General features: G+C 56.4%; 20 protein-coding genes. 12 read left to right on the top strand and 8 right to left on the bottom strand.

Features of this window, described 5'->3' with window-relative positions:
* Nucleotides 1–47 precede the first annotated feature (47 nt).
* The gene (gene argB / locus PHACT_RS08730; RefSeq protein ID WP_070117004.1) at nucleotides 48–965 is read left to right on the top strand and encodes an acetylglutamate kinase; all 918 of its coding nucleotides are present in this window, start codon (nucleotides 48–50) and stop codon (nucleotides 963–965) included.
* Nucleotides 965–1,642 carry a nucleoid occlusion factor SlmA gene (slmA, locus tag PHACT_RS08735; protein ID WP_083264464.1) on the top strand — a complete coding sequence of 226 codons (678 nt, stop codon included), beginning with the start codon at nucleotides 965–967 and terminating at the stop codon, nucleotides 1,640–1,642. Before argB ends, slmA begins: the two co-directional genes overlap by 1 nt.
* 9 nt (nucleotides 1,643–1,651) lie before the next feature.
* Here the strand turns inward: slmA and pyrE are convergent, their stop codons facing one another.
* On the bottom strand, nucleotides 1,652–2,299 hold the full coding sequence (gene pyrE, locus PHACT_RS08740; protein ID WP_070118255.1) for an orotate phosphoribosyltransferase: 648 nt from the start codon (nucleotides 2,297–2,299) through the stop codon (nucleotides 1,652–1,654).
* Nucleotides 2,300–2,342: 43 nt separating this feature from the next.
* Complete coding sequence (gene rph, locus PHACT_RS08745) at nucleotides 2,343–3,062, bottom strand: ribonuclease PH (protein ID WP_070118256.1); 720 nt, start codon at nucleotides 3,060–3,062, stop codon at nucleotides 2,343–2,345.
* A 219-nt stretch (nucleotides 3,063–3,281) separates the two neighbouring features.
* On the opposite strand from rph, the gene PHACT_RS08750 reads away from it, so the two are divergent.
* A complete protein-coding gene (locus tag PHACT_RS08750) occupies nucleotides 3,282–4,148 on the top strand; it encodes a YicC/YloC family endoribonuclease (RefSeq protein WP_070117007.1) in 867 nt (288 codons plus the stop codon).
* Nucleotides 4,149–4,193: 45 nt separating this feature from the next.
* On the opposite strand, the gene PHACT_RS08755 is transcribed toward PHACT_RS08750, so the two are convergent.
* From PHACT_RS08755 to alkB, 4 genes are all read right to left on the bottom strand, one after another.
* Entirely contained in the window at nucleotides 4,194–4,697 is a 504-nt protein-coding gene (locus PHACT_RS08755; RefSeq protein WP_070117009.1) for a hypothetical protein, read from the bottom strand.
* 22 nt (nucleotides 4,698–4,719) lie between these two features.
* Nucleotides 4,720–5,094, bottom strand: coding sequence for a YchJ family protein (locus tag PHACT_RS08760; RefSeq protein ID WP_169819424.1), 375 nt, complete (start codon nucleotides 5,092–5,094; stop codon nucleotides 4,720–4,722).
* A 26-nt stretch (nucleotides 5,095–5,120) separates the two neighbouring features.
* Nucleotides 5,121–5,756, bottom strand: coding sequence for a DUF2959 domain-containing protein (locus PHACT_RS08765; protein WP_070117014.1), 636 nt, complete (start codon nucleotides 5,754–5,756; stop codon nucleotides 5,121–5,123).
* 145 nt (nucleotides 5,757–5,901) lie between these two features.
* Complete coding sequence (alkB, locus tag PHACT_RS08770) at nucleotides 5,902–6,558, bottom strand: DNA oxidative demethylase AlkB (protein WP_070117018.1); 657 nt, start codon at nucleotides 6,556–6,558, stop codon at nucleotides 5,902–5,904.
* A 98-nt stretch (nucleotides 6,559–6,656) separates the two neighbouring features.
* Here alkB and PHACT_RS08775 point away from each other — a divergent pair, with 98 nt between their 5' ends.
* The 7 genes from PHACT_RS08775 to arsJ all read left to right on the top strand — a co-directional run bounded on the left by PHACT_RS08775 (nucleotide 6,657) and on the right by arsJ (nucleotide 14,351).
* On the top strand, nucleotides 6,657–8,444 hold the full coding sequence (locus PHACT_RS08775; RefSeq protein WP_083264465.1) for a hybrid sensor histidine kinase/response regulator: 1,788 nt from the start codon (nucleotides 6,657–6,659) through the stop codon (nucleotides 8,442–8,444).
* Nucleotides 8,445–8,498: 54 nt separating this feature from the next.
* Nucleotides 8,499–9,611, top strand: coding sequence for an MlaE family ABC transporter permease (locus PHACT_RS08780; protein ID WP_070117022.1), 1,113 nt, complete (start codon nucleotides 8,499–8,501; stop codon nucleotides 9,609–9,611).
* Complete coding sequence (locus tag PHACT_RS08785) at nucleotides 9,608–10,411, top strand: ABC transporter ATP-binding protein (RefSeq protein WP_245730663.1); 804 nt, start codon at nucleotides 9,608–9,610, stop codon at nucleotides 10,409–10,411. Before PHACT_RS08780 ends, PHACT_RS08785 begins: the two co-directional genes overlap by 4 nt.
* Before the next feature lie 50 nt (nucleotides 10,412–10,461).
* Nucleotides 10,462–11,379, top strand: coding sequence for an MlaD family protein (locus PHACT_RS08790; protein WP_070117024.1), 918 nt, complete (start codon nucleotides 10,462–10,464; stop codon nucleotides 11,377–11,379).
* Nucleotides 11,376–12,002, top strand: a complete 627-nt coding sequence (locus tag PHACT_RS08795; RefSeq protein ID WP_070117027.1) for an ABC-type transport auxiliary lipoprotein family protein — start codon at nucleotides 11,376–11,378, stop codon at nucleotides 12,000–12,002. The genes PHACT_RS08790 and PHACT_RS08795 overlap by 4 nt, the downstream gene beginning before the upstream one ends.
* A 75-nt stretch (nucleotides 12,003–12,077) precedes the next feature.
* Nucleotides 12,078–13,103: an ArsJ-associated glyceraldehyde-3-phosphate dehydrogenase gene (locus tag PHACT_RS08800; protein WP_070117030.1), complete on the top strand. Its 1,026-nt coding sequence runs from the start codon at nucleotides 12,078–12,080 to the stop codon at nucleotides 13,101–13,103.
* An 18-nt stretch (nucleotides 13,104–13,121) separates the two neighbouring features.
* Nucleotides 13,122–14,351, top strand: a complete 1,230-nt coding sequence (arsJ, locus tag PHACT_RS08805; protein WP_070117032.1) for an organoarsenical effux MFS transporter ArsJ — start codon at nucleotides 13,122–13,124, stop codon at nucleotides 14,349–14,351.
* Nucleotides 14,352–14,405: 54 nt separating this feature from the next.
* Here arsJ and PHACT_RS08810 read toward each other — a convergent pair whose 3' ends face one another.
* A complete protein-coding gene (locus tag PHACT_RS08810) occupies nucleotides 14,406–15,482 on the bottom strand; it encodes a methyltransferase (protein WP_083264466.1) in 1,077 nt (358 codons plus the stop codon).
* Nucleotides 15,479–16,192 (bottom strand): 16S rRNA pseudouridine(516) synthase RsuA, encoded by a 714-nt coding sequence (rsuA, locus tag PHACT_RS08815; RefSeq protein WP_317622257.1) that lies wholly within the window; start codon nucleotides 16,190–16,192, stop codon nucleotides 15,479–15,481. Before rsuA ends, PHACT_RS08810 begins: the two co-directional genes overlap by 4 nt.
* A gap of 175 nt (nucleotides 16,193–16,367) precedes the next feature.
* Between rsuA and PHACT_RS08820 the strand changes: the two genes are divergently transcribed.
* Nucleotides 16,368–17,465, top strand: coding sequence for a serine hydrolase domain-containing protein (locus PHACT_RS08820; protein WP_139141489.1), 1,098 nt, complete (start codon nucleotides 16,368–16,370; stop codon nucleotides 17,463–17,465).
* Between the two features lie 243 nt (nucleotides 17,466–17,708).
* Nucleotides 17,709–17,882 carry a DUF1328 domain-containing protein gene (locus tag PHACT_RS08825; protein ID WP_070117037.1) on the top strand — a complete coding sequence of 58 codons (174 nt, stop codon included), beginning with the start codon at nucleotides 17,709–17,711 and terminating at the stop codon, nucleotides 17,880–17,882.
* Nucleotides 17,883–17,902: the final 20 nt, after the last annotated feature.

The raw sequence follows: 17,902 nt of genomic DNA on the forward strand, positions 1-17,902 counted from the left end.
GCAAGACTAGACCCGACCATAACCCCGAATAATAAACAGGATTGCCCATGCCCCTGGACCTTGCCGCCGCCAAGAACATCGCCAACGTATTGACTGAGGCTTTGCCCTATATCCAGCAATTCACTGGCTGCACCATTGTCGTGAAGTACGGCGGCAACGCCATGACTGACGAGACCCTGAAGAACAGCTTTGCCCGCGATATCGTGATGATGAAGCTGGTGGGCATGAACCCGGTTGTGGTGCACGGTGGCGGTCCGCAAATCGGATCACTGCTGGAGAGACTCAATATCCAGTCGGAATTCATTGATGGTCAGCGTGTAACTGACAGCCAGACCATGGATGTGGTGGAAATGGTGCTGGGCGGCCTGGTCAACCAGGAAATCGTCGCGCTGCTGAACAAGAACGGCGGCAAAGCCATTGGCATCACCGGCAAAGATGGCAACCTGATTCGCGCCAAAAAACTGATGCGCAAGAAGGCGGGCGCCGACGGTACCGAAGCCAAAATGCTGGACCTGGGTCTGGTCGGCAGTGTTGCCAAGATCAACACCGAAGTGCTGCACATGATTGAGCACAGCGACTTCATTCCCATCATTGCACCCATCGGGGTCGATGAGAACGGCGCCACCTACAACATCAATGCGGACACGGTTGCCGGTGAGATCGCCAAGGTCCTGGGCGCCGAAAAGCTGGTGCTGCTGACCAACATTTCCGGTGTCATGAACAAGGAAGGCAGCGTGCTCACGGGCCTGACCACGTCACAGGTTGACGAACTGATAAACGACGGCACCATCTATGGCGGCATGTTACCCAAAATAAATTGCGCGCTGGACGCCGTCAATCACGGCGTCACCAGTGCCCATATCATTGATGGCCGTGTTGAACACGCGGTGCTGCTGGAAATCTTCACGCATACCGGTGTGGGCACCCTGATCAGCAATACTCGCAAAACAGGAGATATGGTCTGATGAGTACTCAAAACCCTGCCACCGGACATCAGGCTCCCGCCAACGCAGTGTCGGCGAAGGCCGCACGCGCTGATAAAAAATTCTCGCGCAAAGAGCATATTCTGCAGGCGCTGGCGCAAATGCTGGAATCCGGCCCCGGTGAACGCATCACCACCGCGGCGCTGGCGCGCGAGGTGGGTGTATCCGAAGCCGCCCTGTACCGTCACTTCCCCAGCAAGGCGCGGATGTTCGAAGGGTTGATAAAGTTCATTGAAGACACCCTGTTCATTCGCATCAATCGCATTCTGCAGGATGAGCTGAGCACACAGGAACGCTGCGGAAAAATTCTGACCCTGCTGCTGACCTTTGCCGAAAAGAACCCCGGCATGACCCGATTGATGACGGGCGACGCGCTGGCCGGCGAAACTGAACGCCTGCGAGTACGCATCAGTCAGCTGTTTGACCGCCTGGAAGCCCAGCTGAAACAGATATTGCGTGAGGCACAAATCCGCGAAGCATTGCGACCCAAGGTGTCACCGGCTGTGTTGGCGAGTCTGTTGCTGGCAACCGCTGAGGGCCGCCTGATGCAGTTTGTGCGCAGCGAGTTCAAGCGCCCGCCCACTGAAAACTGGGATGAACAATGGGCGTATCTGGCGCAGAACCTGTTGCAACCCTATAACGAAACCACGCCGGTATAGGGTTTTGGATTAGACGCCGTAGCGTTGGCGGTACTGACGTATCGCCGTCAGGTCGTCATGAACACCGTCATATTCCTGAAATTTCAGGTAATCAATGATCTGTGTCAGATTGATCAGGCTGATCACCGGAATATGGTAGTCACGTTCGATCTCCTGTATCGCTGACAGCTCACCCTGGCCACGCTCCTGACGGTCGAGCGCAACCAGAATGCCGGCAGGTGTGGCGCCGGTTTCTTTCATCAGCGCCATCACTTCGCGCACGGCGGTGCCAGCGGTAATCACATCATCAACGATGAGCACGCGCCCCTCTAATGGGGCGCCCACCGTGAGCCCGCCTTCGCCGTGATCCTTGATTTCCTTACGGTTGAAACAATACGGTTTGTTGACCTCATGCTCACTTGCCAGCGCGGCGGCGGTCACCGCCACCAAAGGAATACCTTTGTAGGCGGGGCCAAACAACAAGTCATAATCCAGACCACGCATCTGCAGTGCCGCCGCATAACTGCTGCCCAAAAACGCCAGTGCTTCGCCGGTATTAAACAGGCCGGCATTAAAAAAGTAAGGGCTTACTCTCCCGGATTTGAGCGTAAACTCGCCGAAACACAGAATATTGTGCTCTATGGCATACTCAATGAATTGCGCTTGATACGCATGCATGGTCATCAGATTATCCTCAATTGTTGCTTCCTGCAGCGCAGCTTCAGAGCAGGCCCAGCACCTGTTTCTGCTTCACCACCAGTTCCGCGATGCCCTTCTGTGCCAGCGCAATCATCTGCTGCAGTTGCTCAGCATCGTAGTCACCGTTCTCAGCAGTGCCCTGCACTTCAATAAACCGACCCGCCTCGTTCATGACCACGTTCATGTCGGTGTCGGCCGTCGAGTCTTCAGCATAATCCAGATCCAGCACCGGCACGCCCTGATACATGCCCACCGATACCGAACCAATCAACTGTTTGATCGGGTTTTGCTTGATGGCTTTTTTCGCCAGCAAAAAATTCACTGCGTCATACAGGGCAACACAACCGCCAGTGATGGACGCTGTGCGGGTGCCACCGTCGGCCTGAATCACGTCACAGTCGAGCTTGATGGTGTTTTCGCCCAGCAGTTTCATATCCAGGGCGGCGCGCAGTGACCGACCGATCAGACGCTGGATTTCCTGGGTACGACCACTTTGTTTGCCCCGCGCCGCCTCCCGGTCCATGCGCGAACCGGTGGAGCGTGGCAACATACCATATTCCGCCGTCACCCAGCCGCTGCCACTGCCTTTGAGAAAGCGCGGCACCGACTCTTCCACGCTGGCGGTACAGATCACCTTGGTGTCGCCAAACTCCACCAGCACCGAGCCCTCGGCGTGTTTGGTGTATTGCCGGGTCAGCTTGATGTCACGCAACTGGTCGAGCTGGCGCTGGCTGGGGCGGATGATGCTTGCTTTGTTGGCGTCTGACATGGAACCTCAATAACGATGTAAAGAATGAATCGCGATTATCCCGCAATCACCTCTTAATTTCATCTCTGTTGCAGCGCTCCGGCGACAACCCGGTGTTTTAGGCTCAGTTATCACATCAACAGGCGGATTGCGTTACACTCGCGGCTCAGTTCATCACCGCAATACCGGAAGCGACACAACTCGGGGGTTTTAATGGTTGCCAGCATGACAGCTTTCTCACGACAGCAGGCAGAGTACGACTGGGGCACCCTGGTCTGGGAGATTCGCTCGGTCAATCACCGTTATCTTGAACCCGGCATTCGCATTCCGGACATGCTCAAACCGATCGAGCCGGCGGTGCGTGAAGCACTGCGAAAATCCATCAGCCGTGGCAAGGTCGATTGCCAGCTGCGCTTTCAGACACGTCACGCAGATAATGATCAATCTGAACTGAACCTGGCACTGGTTGAACGTCTCACCTCGCTGAGTCAGCAGATCACTGCGCTGAGCGCCACCTCCGCGCCACTGAGTGCAGCCGATATCCTGCGCTGGCCGGGCGCACTGGTGGAACATGAGGTTGATGTTGAGGCCATGCAGAAAGATGCCCTGGTGTTGCTGGGGGAAACGCTCAGTGATTTCGGCGCCGCGCGCCAGCGCGAAGGCGACGAACTGCGGCAGATGATTCAGCAGCGCTTGGATGCCATCCGGCTCATCGTGCAAAGCGTGCGCGAACGGCTGCCGGAGATTCTGAACAAGCAGCAGGAGAATGTCCGCGCCCGGCTGGCGACATTCCGGGTTGAACTCGACCCGGCAAGGCTGGAGCAGGAAGTGGTATTGCTGGCGCAAAAATCCGATGTTGACGAAGAGCTCGACCGCCTCACCACTCACCTGGGTGAAGTCGAACGCGTACTGGGCACCAACGAACCCATCGGTCGCCGACTGGATTTTCTGATGCAGGAACTTAACCGCGAAGCCAACACGCTGTCGTCAAAATCGATTGTCGCCGAGACCACGCTGAATGCGGTGGAACTGAAGGTGCTGATCGAGCAGATGCGGGAGCAGGTGCAGAATATTGAATGAACTGATGCGGCTGCATTGCCACTATAGGTAGCAAGTCAACGTGCCCTACCGGCAGTCATTGGTGTCCGGGTCAGCCAGCATGTCATCGACAGCCTCTTTGCGATAGATACGCTGTTGACCGTCGCTTAAGGTAATACGCAGTCGGTCAAGTTCAACGCAGACGATGCTGTGATTAAACCAGACATCGGGCCAGGTTCTGTTGATCTCCTGACCCGGTGGCAGCGCTGACTCTAATGGCACCTGCACTTCCCCGACATCGTCGATATCGGAGGTTTGCCGCCGGCCATAACGATCATAGGGAATAAACACCAGCTCCAGTTGTTGATAGGTGTCGCTGCCGGTATTGATCACGGTAAGCTGCTGGCTGACACCGCCGACGCTGCTGGGCGGCGATGCCTGCACCTTTGTCACTTGCAGGGGCTGGGACTGGATCTGGGCTTGAGACAGAGACGGTGGCGGAGAAATGTTCTGCGTGCTGGCCACACACGCTGACAACACTAGGGCCAGTAGCAGGATAAGCAGGGAATGAGTGCGCAAGCGTTGTGTCATGTCGGGTACCTGTCGGCAGGGCTCAGGCGCTGAGATAAAACCAGCGGCCGCCTTCGCGGACAAAGCTGGATTTTTCGTGGTGAACATCCGGTTTGCCATCGGCATCAAGAAAGCTGGCACGGAACTCAACCATGCCCTGATTCCCGCGTTGCTGGCTGTCCACTATCTGCAACCCAGTCCATAGCGTGTCTGCCCGACCCAGATCCTGCGCGCTGACAGCAGGTGCCGTGCGCGGATGCCAGGTCTGCAATAGATAATCACCGTGGCCGCCGAGGGCGAATGCAGAATAGCGTGAGCGCATCAACTGTTTGACAGTGCGGGGATTGGACCGGCCTTCCAGATACGGTGCGCAGCAGACAGCAAAAATTTTGCCGCTGCTGCAGGGACATGGTTTCACGTGCAGTTTCCTGTTGTCCGTTGACCTTACATGCCGGAAATGAAGCGTTCGGATTCGGCAATGGCCAATTGCATGGCTTCCACCAGCTCATCAACATCGGCATTGATGACATCCAGTTCGCCACGAATTGACGCGACGGCGCGCGAGTTCAGGTTGTGGCGCAGATAAAGCACATTGTCACGCAGGTTATCCAGAACCGGGTCCAGACTTTCTTCCGCCCGGTGCATGGCTGTAATCAATCGCGCATAACGTTCCCGGGTCTCACGTAGCTGTTGCTCGCTGTCGCGACGCAGGCTCTGGTTGGTGTACAGGTCCAGCTCGTCATCCCATTCATCAAACAGGTCGTCGGCAACCGTTTCCACGGCCTGGATGCGATCGCGGATACGGTCGGCGGCTGCTTCGCTGCGCTCGAATTCACTGTCCAGCCGATTGTAGACTGTTTCCAGCTCACCGCCGTCAAAATCGACCACACTGCGGAACTGTTCCAGAGCGTTAACAAACTGCTCCTGTCCATCTTCCTGTGCGTCCTGGGCTTCCTCGACCCGGTCCACCAGAATGTCGCGTTTTTCAATACCGAATCGTTCCATGGCACCGTAATAGGCGCTCTGACATGCCGGTAAAGTCAACACCAGCAAACACAGTATAACGTGGCGTAAAGTCATGATTAGTCCCTGTCCTGAGTCGGGCTGATCGCGCTGCTTACGCGGTCGCCGTCAGTATCACCAAATTGAGTATTGGAGGCCAGTTTAGCATTGTCTGGCATCTGATGCTGCGGAGGCTGAATGCAAGGCCATTGTTTACAATGCACTAGCGAGTTTGCCGAAACGTAATATTCACGCGTGCACGACCGGTGACAGCGTGTTTTCCTTCGTGCAGCGGCGCTACCCCGTGGAAGCGCAACCTGTCCTCGCCACCCCAGACCACCGCGTCGCCGTGGCGCAGCATGATGCGCTGGGTTTTGCCGGTGCGCTGCCAGCCACCCCAGATAAATGTCGCCGGCAACCCCAATGAGAATGACACAATGGGCGCAGTCAGGTTGCTTTCGTCTTTGTCCTGATGCAGACCCATGCGCGCGCCTGGCACATAATGATTGATCAGGCAGACGCTGGGCGCAAAGCCCTGATAACCACTGTCAGCAGCGGCCTGTTGTGCCAGCGCCAGCAGGCGCACCGGCATGGCTGGCCAGGGCTGTGTGGTCAGCGGATCGATCGCCTGATAACGGTAACCGGCACGGTCAGACACCCAACCCTCCGAGCCACAGTTGGTCATCGCCACTGACATACGTTTGCCACCCGGGGTGACCAGATGTCGATACGGCGACTGCGCGACTACCTGAGCAATGTCGCCCATCACCTGGTCGACGTGTGCCACCAGAAACCCGTGTATCCAGCTGGCGCCCGAGCTCAGTGGTTCCAGCCAGACGTCATCCGGGTCATTGATATCAAACAGATCCTGCGTGGCCATCCTGTACGTACCAGCCGATTTATTGCTGAATTGCTGTAGTATAGAAGTGGGTAACAAAGATTGCACTCACCAGGGGACAAGTCAGGGGATGTGCCAGGATGACCAGAGATTCGTTGCTACAGATGCTACGCCTACTGTTGTTACTGCCGGAGAATCGCGACGCCGGTCTGCTGCAATGGCGCATCAGCATTCTGCGCAGTATTCAATTGGCTACACTGACGCTGGGCGCGCTGACCATGATTGCGCACACCCAGTTCCCGATTCCGGACCAGACCCTGATACTGGTAGCCGATGCTTTGGCCTTAGTGTGCCTGGCAGCTCTTACGTTTGCGCCACAATTGAGCCACCAGATCCGGGCCTGGCTGTTCCTGTTTCTGATCTATTTTTTCTGGTTCTGGATGTTCAGCCAGGTTGATGTTGTCAGCATCATTTACCTGCTAAGTGTGCCCGTGTTCGCCGCCATGCTGGTAAGTCTGCGGGCAGGCATCATTATGCTGACGCTGGCGTGCATTGGCCTGTTTGTTATGGGTCTGACTTACTCTCCTGACATTGTCATCGGAGCTGCGGAAGCAATGTCGCCGCTGCAGACCTGGTCCATGATGGTAGTCAATTTTGCTTTCTGCGCCAGCCTTCTCACCCTGGCCTGCGGGGTATTGATCAATCGTCTGGAGCTGGCGCTGGCCTTGCGCCGGCAGGCAGAGGAGCGGTCCCGGGAATTGACACAACACATGCAGCAAATGGAGAAACTGCAGGCGGTAGGCACACTGGCCAGTGGCGTCGCCCATGATTTTAATAACATCCTGACCATTATCATGTCGCTGACCGAAGCGGTAAAAGACCAGCACCCTGCCCCCGCGGCGACAAAACAACTGGATCAGGTTCTGCTGGCCAGCGAGCGCGGACGGGATATTGTGCGCCAGATGCTGATGTTCAGTCGTCAGTCGTTATCCGGACGCGAGTTGATCGACCTGAACAACGTGCTCACACAGATGGAACCTTTGCTACGGGCACAACTGCCTGCCGGCGCCCGGCTTCAGGTGTGCATCGAAGACGCATCAACACCCTGCTGGATAAATGCCAACGCCTCCGAGATTCAACAGGTGCTGATGAACCTGACCAGCAACGCTGTGCTTGCACTGACGCCGGATCGGCAGGCAGCAGCCGACGCACAAATCACGATCTCGGTTGCCGCACTCAATCCGGACGACGCTCTGTTGACAAAATTGTCGCTGGACAGCAATAAAAGTTATGCCAGCGTCACCGTACACGACAATGGCGTTGGCATTCCACCGGCTGTCATCAGCCGTCTGTTTGAACCCTTCTTTACCACCCGCGAGCCCGGCGAAGGCACCGGTCTGGGGCTCGCCAGCAGTCATGGTATTATCAGCGCGCTGGGGGGCGGCATCAACGTGACCTCGGAAGTGGGCATCGGCAGCGACTTTCGCTTTGTATTGCCACTGGCAGCACCAACCGATGTTGTCACTGAAACCGATGCGGCGTCACCAACAACAACGTCACCGCGGCCCATCGACCAGCTGCCGATCCTGCTGGTTGACGACGAGCCACTGATTCTGGGCACTGCGCGTGCCATTCTGGAACACATGGGTTATCCGGTGACCGCTGTGAGCAGTGCCGCCGATGCTCGTGCGGCGCTGGCAGAACAGGAATTTGCACTTGTCATTACCGACTTTTCCATGCCGGGAGAAAATGGTGTGTCGCTGATCCGTCATGCGCGAGCGCTGCAACCCGACATTCCGGTAATACTGGTCAGCGGCCTGGGTCAGATTGATGAACTTGATGACGACACGGCCGCCAACCGACTGGTCATGTTACCCAAACCCTACAAGAAACAGGATTTGCTCAACGCCATCGAGCGTTTGTTGTAGACTCGAAGCCAGACAGAATTCCTTTGCCGCATTGTTGGAGCCACGATTTCTGAAATGAATCATACGCTGTTATTACAACCGGGGCCCGAACCCTGCCTGCAACTGGGCGGCGACTGGACCCTGAAACATTACCGGCAATTGCGCTCGCAGCACATCGACTCGCCCGACCGGGTGCAACGTATTGATGCGCAGGCATTGACGGCATTGGATACGGCTGGCGCGACGGTGTTGCTGCAGTTGCTGGGGGCGGAGCGTCTGCGAGCATTGGTGCCACATACCTCCGGACTGTCTGCGGAGCGTCAGGCCCTGCTGTTGGCCGTTGCTGACGCGATGGCGGAGCAGCGCGAGCAGCCGCCTCAACGAGGTTTCCGCTTTGGCGACGGCCTGGCAGCACTGGGTCAGCAGGTGCTCAGTGGCTGGCAGCAACTGATAGCGTTTCTGAATTTTCTTGGTCTGACTCTGGTGACACTGATTGCATTGTTGCCGCGTCCATGGCGCTGGCGCATGACCGCGCTGGTGGCACAGATGCACCAGGCCGGCCTGAACGCAGTCCCCATCGTGGCGGTACTTAATTTTCTGGTCGGTGCCGTGGTTGCGTTTCTGGGTGCCACCGTGCTGACTGAATTTGGCGCCACCATCTACACGGTGGATCTGGTCGCGTATGCCTTCATGCGGGAACTGGGTGTGTTGCTGGCCGCCATTCTGCTGGCCGGCCGCACAGCCAGCGCCTTCACCGCACAGATTGGCTCAATGAAGGTCAATGAAGAACTGGATGCCTTAAAAGTACATGGCATGAGCGCCATTGAGATGCTGGTGCTGCCGCGGCTGCTGGCATTGCTGATTACCTTGCCGATGCTGGCGTTTGTGGCCATTCTGTCGGGTATTGCCGGCGGCGCAGTGGTCTCGGTATTGACGCTGGACATCAGCCTGACCCGCTACATTGGCATTGTTCAGGAAGTGCCGGTGAAACATCTGTTGCTGGGTCTGAGCAAGGCACCGTTCTTTGCCGTGTTGATAGCATTGATTGGTTGCCTGGAAGGTTTCAAGGTCGCCGGCAGTGCGCAATCGCTGGGCGAGCGCACCACTTCGGCTGTGGTGCAATCGATCTTTGTGGTGATTCTGGTCAATGCCATCGCGGCGCTCTTTTTTATGGAGATGGGCTGGTGACCTCGACGGAAGCGATAATCAAAGTACGCGGTTTACGCAATCAATTTGGCAACAATGTGGTGCACCAGGACCTTGACCTGGATGTCTGCCGCGGCGAAATTCTGGGTGTTGTGGGTGGCTCTGGCACCGGCAAGTCGGTTCTGCTGCGATCAATTGTGGGACTCATGACGCCTGCGGCTGGTGAAATCAATCTGTTCGGGAAAAATCTGCTGGCCTTGCCGTCCGCCGAGCGCGCCGCGCTGGAACAGCGTGTGGGTGTATTGTTTCAGCAGGGCGCCCTGTTTTCTTCACTAACGGTGCTGGAGAATATTTCACTACCATTGATTGAACATGCCGGATTGACGCGTACGGAAGCAGGGGAAATCGCGCGTGTCAAAATTGCCCTGACCGGACTGTCGGCGCATGCTGCCGACCTGTATCCGTCAGACCTGTCCGGCGGCATGATCAAGCGTGCATCTCTGGCCCGGGCGCTGGCACTGGACCCGGACATCCTGTTTCTGGACGAACCCACCGCCGGCCTTGATCCGATTGGTGCCGCAGCCTTCGATCAGCTGTTGATGACCTTGCGCGATGCCTTTAATTTGACCGTTTTTCTGGTCACACATGATCTTGATACCCTGTACACTGCCTGTGACCGGATCGCCGTTCTGTCACAGAAGAAAGTGCTGGTGGCAGATCGCCTTGAGGTGGTCGCCAACCTCAATGATCCATGGATCCAGGACTATTTTCAGGGCCCACGAGGCCGATCGGCGTTCCAGGCCGTTGAACGAACCGGCGCTTCGCCGACGCATCACCAATAGCACAGAATCAGGCGTATTTTATTTAACAGGCGATTTTTGGAGGCAAGTCTATGGAGACCCGGGCGCACCACATCCTGATCGGTCTGTTTACGCTGATCGCAGGCGCTGCCATCCTGCTGTTTGTGTTATGGATGACCCGCTTCGGCGATGAACGCAATTACCAGACCTATGACATTGTTTTCCGTGAGGCCGTCAGCGGTCTGAGTGTCGGCAACGCGGTGCAGTACAATGGCATCGGTGTCGGCGAGGTTGAATCACTGACTCTGGACCCCGATGATCCGCGACAGGTCTGGGCGCGCGTGCGGGTGGCCGGTTCGACACCCATCAAGACCGATACCCAGGCCCGCCTGACGCTGCTTAACATCACCGGGGCCTCCGGTATAGAACTGAGCGAAGGTACTCCGGAAAGCCCGTTGCTGACTGCTGTCTCCGGCGGTGTGCCGGTGATCACCGCTGAACCTTCGTCGTTCGCCAGACTGCGGGGCGACAGCGAAGAATTGCTGGTCAGTGTCACCACGCTGCTCGACAGTGCCAACCGGCTCCTGTCGGAAGAAAATGCTGCCTACATCACCCGGGTACTGGATAACCTGGATACGGTAACCACGGCCTTGGCGCAGGAACAGGACACCCTGCGTGAAGGTCTGCAGAGCATGATCACCGCCGGTCAGGATGTCAGCCAGTTGATTGCCCGCTTTGACCAGCATACGTCGGACTACGCCGAACCACTGCTGGCAAGCGCGGCGCAGACCATGAACAACATTGAGCAATTGACCTTGCGCCTGGATGCATTGGTGAATGACAACTCGCAGGCGCTGACCACTGGCATGCAGAGTCTGACCGAGCTGGACCCCGCGATGCGCGAGTTGCGCGACACCATGAACAGTTTCAGTAACATCGTCAGTCGTCTGGAAGCTGACCCCGCCGGCTTTGTGCTGGGCGGTGACAATATCAGGGAGTTTACACCATGATCAAACGCCTGTTGCTGGCTCTGGCTGTCGTCACACTGAGTGCCTGTCAGATTCTGCCTGAACGCCCTGTGGTGGCGCTGTATCAACTGCCACCTTCTACTATCACGGCTGCCACTGACGGCCAGGGCGATGCGGTACGCAGCCTGCGCCTGGACCGACCCGGCACCAGCGATGCCCTCAATGGCAACCGATTGTTGGTGCTGGCGTCGGATAACAGTTTTGAAGCCTACCCCAACGCACGCTGGTCAGCACCGGTGCCAACGCTGTGGCGCGACTGGCTGTTGGATGCCTTCTGGCGTGATGGCCGCATTGACCAGCTCAGTGTCGTCAGCGATGGCCTGCAGGCCCAGTTTGAACTGGGCGGCACGTTGCGCGCCCTGCACAGTGAATATGACAACGGTGTGCTGCAGGCCTCGATCCGTTACGACGCACTGTTGATAGACACCCGCAGCCGGGAAATTGTGGCCAGCCAGCGTTTCCAGACACGTGAACCCATTGCCGACAATTCGGCACAGGCCGCCGTGCGCGCGCTGGGTATTGCGGCTGACGCCATGGCCGCTGAGCTTATTGACTGGACACTGCGCGAAACCCGGTCCACTGTTGACACCCGCACGCAACAGTAGCCAGAATCCGGGCTGGCACCGTGCTGCGCAGAGTCGCCAAAGCGGTTTATCAATGACCCCAGACAGGAGAAACCCATGGCACTCACCACAGGCATTAACGGATTCGGCCGTATTGGCAGGCTGGCCCTGCGCGCGGCCTGGGATCGTCACATCCTGAAAATTACCTGTATCAATGACCCGGCGGGTGATGCCGAAACACTGGCTCATCTGTTGAATTTTGATTCTCTGCATGGCCGCTGGCACCATGAAGCGCGTGCAGAACACAACGAGGACGGCGATTTTATTGTCATCGAAGATCAGCGTATCCGGGTCACCCAGAATACTGCCATCGCCGACACCGACTGGTCCGGTTGTGAGCTGGTTATCGAAGCGTCGGGCAAAATGAAAACCACAAAGCTGCTGCAGGCCTATCTGGACCAGGGTGTGAAGCGCGTGGTGGTCACCGCACCAGTCAAGGAAGACGGCGTGCTGAATGTTGTTCTGGGCGTGAACGATAAAGACTACGACCCGGCGCTTCACCGCATCGTGACAGCAGCATCCTGCACTACCAACTGCCTGGCGCCGGTCGTCAAGGTGATTCATGAAGCCCTGGGGATCAAACACGGCTCCATCACCACGATTCACTCGGTGACCAACACCCAGACCATTCTTGATGCGCCACACAAAGACCTGCGTCGCTCGCGTGCCTGCGGTTCCAGCCTGATACCAACCACCACCGGGTCGGCAACCGCCATCACTCATATCTTTCCTGAGCTTAAAGGCAAGCTGAACGGGCATGCCGTGCGCGTACCACTGTCTAACGCCTCCCTGACCGACTGCGTGTTTGAGGTAGCAACGCCCACCACCGCTGAGGCGGTCAATGCATTGTTCAAGACAGCAGCCAGCGGTGAGCTGAAAAATATTCTTGGCTACGAAGAACGACCGCTGGTGTCGATTGATTATCAGACCGATCCTCGCTCCAGCATCATTGATGCGCTGTCGACCATGGTCGTCAACGATACGCAGGTTAAAGTCTATGCCTGGTATGACAACGAATGGGGTTACGCCAACCGTACCGCTGAACTGGCGGAACACATTGGCCACATTGACCAGTCGGCCTGACGCCCGGAGATTGAAGACATGCTGGCGAAGCTCTCCGCCGATATCAAACAGTATCTGGTGGTAACTGGTAACTACTGGGCATTCACGCTGACCGATGGCGCCCTGCGTATGCTGGTGGTATTGCACTTTCATGGCCTGGGTTACAGTCCCCTGCAGATTGCCATGCTGTTTCTGTTCTACGAAATCTTTGGTGTCATCACCAATCTATGTGGCGGCTGGCTGGGTGCGCGTATCGGGTTGAACCGCACCATGAACGCGGGATTGTTGTTGCAGATTCTGGCGCTGGGTATGCTGCTGGTGCCGGCCGCGATGCTAACCGTGCCCTGGGTGATGGCGGCGCAAGCGTTGTCCGGTGTTGCCAAAGACCTCAATAAAATGAGCGCCAAGAGTGCGGTCAAGATGCTGGTGCCCGCTGATGCACAACGCAGCCTGTACCGGTGGGTAGCACTGCTGACCGGTTCCAAGAATGCGTTAAAAGGGGTCGGCTTTTTCCTGGGGGGCGCACTGCTGACAACCATCGGGTTCGGCGGTGCAGTGCTGGCCATGGCGGCTGGGTTGTTGCTGGTGTTCTTGTGCAGCCTGATGCTGCTAAAAAAAGACCTTGGACGCGCATCGCTTAAACCAAAGTTCCGTGACATTTTTTCAAAAAGCCCGGCCATCAACTGTCTGTCCGCCGCACGTCTGTTTCTGTTCAGTGCCCGTGACGTATGGTTTGTGGTGGCGCTACCGGTGTACCTGTCACAAACACTGAACTGGGATCACTGGCAGACGGGTGGATTTCTTGCAGCCTGGGTGATTGCCTACGGCATAGTGCAGGCGCTGGCACCTCGTCTGACGGGCATCAACACGGGCGCACCGGATGGGCGCAGTGCGCTGCGCTGGGCATCCCTGTTGGCAGCGATTCCGGCGCTGATTGCGTTGGGGATGACTGCAGGATATGACGTGTCATTAACACCGGCGAGCGTGCTCATCGTCGGTCTGATGGTGTTTGGCATTATCTTTGCCATCAATTCGGCGCTGCACAGCTACCTTATTATCAATTATGCCAGAGACGACGGCGTGTCACTGGATGTCGGTTTCTATTATATGGCTAATGCCATGGGCCGATTGTTGGGAACGGTACTGTCGGGCTGGGTGTACCAGACGGCGGGGCTGGCCGCGTGCCTGTGGATTTCCAGCGCCATGATTGTGTTGGCGGCGTTGTTCTCGATCAGACTGCCGACACGCGCTCAGGCTGCGGACACTTGACTGGCTGTTGGCGCTTGATTCGCTGTTGGCACTTGATTGGCTGTTGGCACTTGATCAGGGCCTGAGTTCATAAACACAGAAACCGTCTTCGGCCAGTAGCAGCCGGCATTGGGAAAAATACTTGCCGGCATGCTTTTCCAGCGGCACAAACTGGTTGACCACAAATATGGCTCGTGTACTACGCCGACTTAACCGGGTCGCCGCTGCCAGAAATTTTTCGGTCAAAGTATCGCTGACGGCGAAGCCCTGATGGAAAGGCGGGTTGCACAGAATCAGATCAAAGCGGCCACGTACCTCGCTGGCACAGTCATCGGTAACGCAATCAACGTTCAGCCCGGCATCGGCAAAATTCTTTTTCGCCGCGTCGACGGCGGCAATATTGTTATCGGTTGCGCACCGTGTTTCCACGTCCCACTCTTTTGTGGCCAGCATCAGGTAACCCCAGCCACAGCCCAGGTCGAGCACACTGCCGACAGACTTCATATAGCGCTTGATGGTCGGCAACACACTGATCAGTAATTCACTGCCGCGGTCGACCTTCTCCCAGCCAAACACGCCCGGTTTGGAATGGAACCTGACACCTTTGTGTTCCACCTGGCGCAATGTGCCATAGTCGTTGCACGGCAACTGCTGTTCAGCATTCAGGCTGGCCGGTCGGGCGAGAGTAGCCAGGTAGGTATTGCCGACCTTTTTTGTATTGCTTTTCTGACCGTAAGTCTGCGCCGCGTTTTTAGCGATTGATTTTAGCCCATCCTGCTTGCCGCCAATCATTATGAGTTCGCCGCCTTCGTCGAGGTGTCGGATGGCCTGATTGATGCAGTGATGCGCCACCAGTTTTTCTTTGGATATGCGGTAAACAATACGACTGAATTTTCCGAGCGTGGAAAAATCGAAATCACTGAGAATCGTATCGACCTGTTTGGCCTGCAGATCGGTATAAACATCATAACGATTGGTCAGCGCGGTGAGTGAGTCAACTCCGGGGAATGTCATCACGGAAGTCACTGGCAGGCTCTCGTCAACAATCCACAGGGTTTTTTGATCGCCTCCAGACACAGCAGCGGCCGCATCTGGCGCCAGTAGTTGCAGAACCAGATTCAGATTCTGGTCTTTCGCAGCTGACAGGCTCAAGAGGTCACGGCCTCGATTTCGTCCCGGGTCAGTTCGCGATAGTCGCCCGCTGCCAGCGCGGCATCCAGCACGATGCCGCCAATGCTGACACGGTGCAGTTTTTCTACGTGACGGCCGCAGGCGGCAAACATGCGTTTAACCTGGTGGTAGCGCCCCTCACTGATGCTGACTTCAACCTGTTGCCCCTGAACCGTTTTGAGTAGCGCGGGCCTGGTTGGTTTGACTTCATTGCGCAACGTGACACCCCGGCTGAAGTGTTCGACCACAGTTGCGTCAATGCTGTCGTCGAGGTCGGCCAGGTAGGTTTTCATGCACTCGCGACGGGGCGAGATCACACTGTGTATCCATTGGCCGTCGTCACTGAGCAACACCAGCCCGGTGGTATCCTTGTCCAGCCTGCCGGCGATGGTCAGATCAAACCCGTCCTCGCCCATCAGATCAAGCACGGTGGGGTAATCGGCATCGCTGGTGGCGCAGACGTATCCCATTGGTTTGTGCAGCATGAAGTAGCGCGGACCGCGCAGAATGACAGCTTCGCCGTCCAACAGCACGATATCGTCTGCGGCGATGCTGAGTGAGGTGCTTTTGACGATATCGCCATTAACAGTGACCCGTTTCGCTCGCAGGGCGCGACGGGCGAGCTCGCGGGACAGTTCAGTAGCGTGGCCAAGGAGTTTATCCAGGCGCATCGGGAATTTGACAGTGGACATGTGCAATGACTTAAGTGGCGTGGCATGATGATTCTGGAGTGATAGCATAGCAGGCGACATCAGAGGCAACAAACCGTAATTTGGCTGGGCGCTCACTGACTAGACGCCTGAGCAAGCCAAATGCCGACTGCAGTCGTATACCCGATACTGCCAACTTTCTGCGAGGAGCCGAACATTGACTGTACCGATATCCGGATTGCCATTCCCTGCACTACGACGCTGGCCCGCTCTGCTGCAGTCCACGCTTTGCTCAGCGCTGTTGATCGTGTCCATGCAGAGCCAGGTGCTGGCGCAGCCCATGGCGCGTGCCGACGTTGTCGAGGCTCTCGACCCTGATCGTCTGGCGCAACAGGCGGGCAACCTGCCCAGGATACACAGCCTCCTCATCAGCCATCAGGGTGAACGCATTCTGGAGCAGTACTATAGCGGCCGTACCGCCACTCAGCCCGCGAACATGAAGTCGGCTTCCAAGAGCGTGATCTCGGCGCTGATCGGCATCGCCATCGATAAGGGCTATATCAACAGTGTTGACGAATCTGTCGCCACTTTTTTCCCCTCATTTATTCATCCTCAGTCACCAGAGATCTGGCAGACATTAACAATTCGCGACCTGCTGACCATGCAGGCGGGCTTGCAAAGTACCAGTGGTCGCAACTATGGCCGCTGGGTGGTCAGCGAAAACTGGGTGGACACCGCTTTATCACAACCATTCGTGTCAGAGCCTGGCTCTGACATGATCTACAGTACCGGCAGCACCCACATTCTTTCTGCCATTATCACCGAGGCCACGGGCGTCAGTACGCGCGAATTTGCGCAACAACATCTGGCCTCGCCTCTGGGCTTCCGTATGGCATACTGGAGCCAGGACCCACAAGGTGTGTTTTTTGGTGGCAATGATATGGAGATCACACCAAGACAGATGCTTGCCTTTGGTGAACTCTACTTAAATAACGGTCAGTACAATAACACCCAGGTTGTATCGGAAGCGTGGGTGGAAAATTCACATCAGTCGCATGCAGTATCACCTCGAGGTCAGGGACGTTTTTATGGCTACGGCTGGTGGCTTCGCGAGATGGCCGGCATGTTGGTACCACTGGCTTGGGGTTACGGTGGACAGCTGATTGTAGTCGTCGAAGAATACGATCTGGTCATTGTCACAACCTCCGACAGCACTCCCGGAAGCGGTCGTTCAAGCCATTTGCGACAACTTTACGACTTTGTTGAAAATAATATTCTTGCAGTTTTACAGGCTGACAGGGCCACAATGCGCTGAGACCTGCCCTGTACATTAACAATAGCGTCGGGCAGGCCCGACATGCCTTGATATCCTTACCAGTGACTTAGGAGTTTCCGGGAGAAAGTGTCTGTTTTGGACGACACTTTTTTGTCTTTTTTTCCGACCGCTCGCTCGTAAAGCCTTGTAATTAGGGGCTTTGCTTTTTGGTATGAACTTTGCGATGATGATTTTGTACAACAAGGAATCATCTGACACAAGGTGTCTCAGGAGGATAGCAATATGCTGAGTTGGGCAATTACGTTTTTGATTATCGCCGTTATCGCCGGCTTACTTGGTTTCACAGGTATAGCGGGCACTGCAGTTGGTATTGCTGAAGTATTGTTCTTTATCTTTATCATTCTGTTTATCGTCGCAATGATTGCACGCGCAGTTCGCGGCAAACCACCGATGTAGAGACTTTTTGATACACTGTT

The organism is Pseudohongiella acticola (assembly GCF_001758195.1).
Classification (GTDB): domain Bacteria; phylum Pseudomonadota; class Gammaproteobacteria; order Pseudomonadales; family Pseudohongiellaceae; genus Pseudohongiella; species Pseudohongiella acticola.

What these genes read in the sequence shown, in the direction of transcription:
- PHACT_RS08825 (WP_070117037.1), top strand. Translation starts at nt 17,709, where the DNA reads ATGCTGAGTTGGGCAATTACGTTTTTGATTATCGCCGTTATCGCCGGC.
- PHACT_RS08795 (WP_070117027.1), top strand. Translation starts at nt 11,376, where the DNA reads ATGATCAAACGCCTGTTGCTGGCTCTGGCTGTCGTCACACTGAGTGCC.
- PHACT_RS08775 (WP_083264465.1), top strand. Translation starts at nt 6,657, where the DNA reads ATGACCAGAGATTCGTTGCTACAGATGCTACGCCTACTGTTGTTACTG.
- PHACT_RS08790 (WP_070117024.1), top strand. Translation starts at nt 10,462, where the DNA reads ATGGAGACCCGGGCGCACCACATCCTGATCGGTCTGTTTACGCTGATC.
- PHACT_RS08780 (WP_070117022.1), top strand. Translation starts at nt 8,499, where the DNA reads ATGAATCATACGCTGTTATTACAACCGGGGCCCGAACCCTGCCTGCAA.
- PHACT_RS08800 (WP_070117030.1), top strand. Translation starts at nt 12,078, where the DNA reads ATGGCACTCACCACAGGCATTAACGGATTCGGCCGTATTGGCAGGCTG.
- alkB (WP_070117018.1), bottom strand. Translation starts at nt 6,558, where the DNA reads ATGGCCACGCAGGATCTGTTTGATATCAATGACCCGGATGACGTCTGG.
- PHACT_RS08755 (WP_070117009.1), bottom strand. Translation starts at nt 4,697, where the DNA reads ATGACACAACGCTTGCGCACTCATTCCCTGCTTATCCTGCTACTGGCC.
- PHACT_RS08750 (WP_070117007.1), top strand. Translation starts at nt 3,282, where the DNA reads ATGGTTGCCAGCATGACAGCTTTCTCACGACAGCAGGCAGAGTACGAC.
- slmA (WP_083264464.1), top strand. Translation starts at nt 965, where the DNA reads ATGAGTACTCAAAACCCTGCCACCGGACATCAGGCTCCCGCCAACGCA.
- PHACT_RS08765 (WP_070117014.1), bottom strand. Translation starts at nt 5,756, where the DNA reads ATGACTTTACGCCACGTTATACTGTGTTTGCTGGTGTTGACTTTACCG.
- arsJ (WP_070117032.1), top strand. Translation starts at nt 13,122, where the DNA reads ATGCTGGCGAAGCTCTCCGCCGATATCAAACAGTATCTGGTGGTAACT.
- pyrE (WP_070118255.1), bottom strand. Translation starts at nt 2,299, where the DNA reads ATGCATGCGTATCAAGCGCAATTCATTGAGTATGCCATAGAGCACAAT.
- rsuA (WP_317622257.1), bottom strand. Translation starts at nt 16,192, where the DNA reads ATGTCCACTGTCAAATTCCCGATGCGCCTGGATAAACTCCTTGGCCAC.
- argB (WP_070117004.1), top strand. Translation starts at nt 48, where the DNA reads ATGCCCCTGGACCTTGCCGCCGCCAAGAACATCGCCAACGTATTGACT.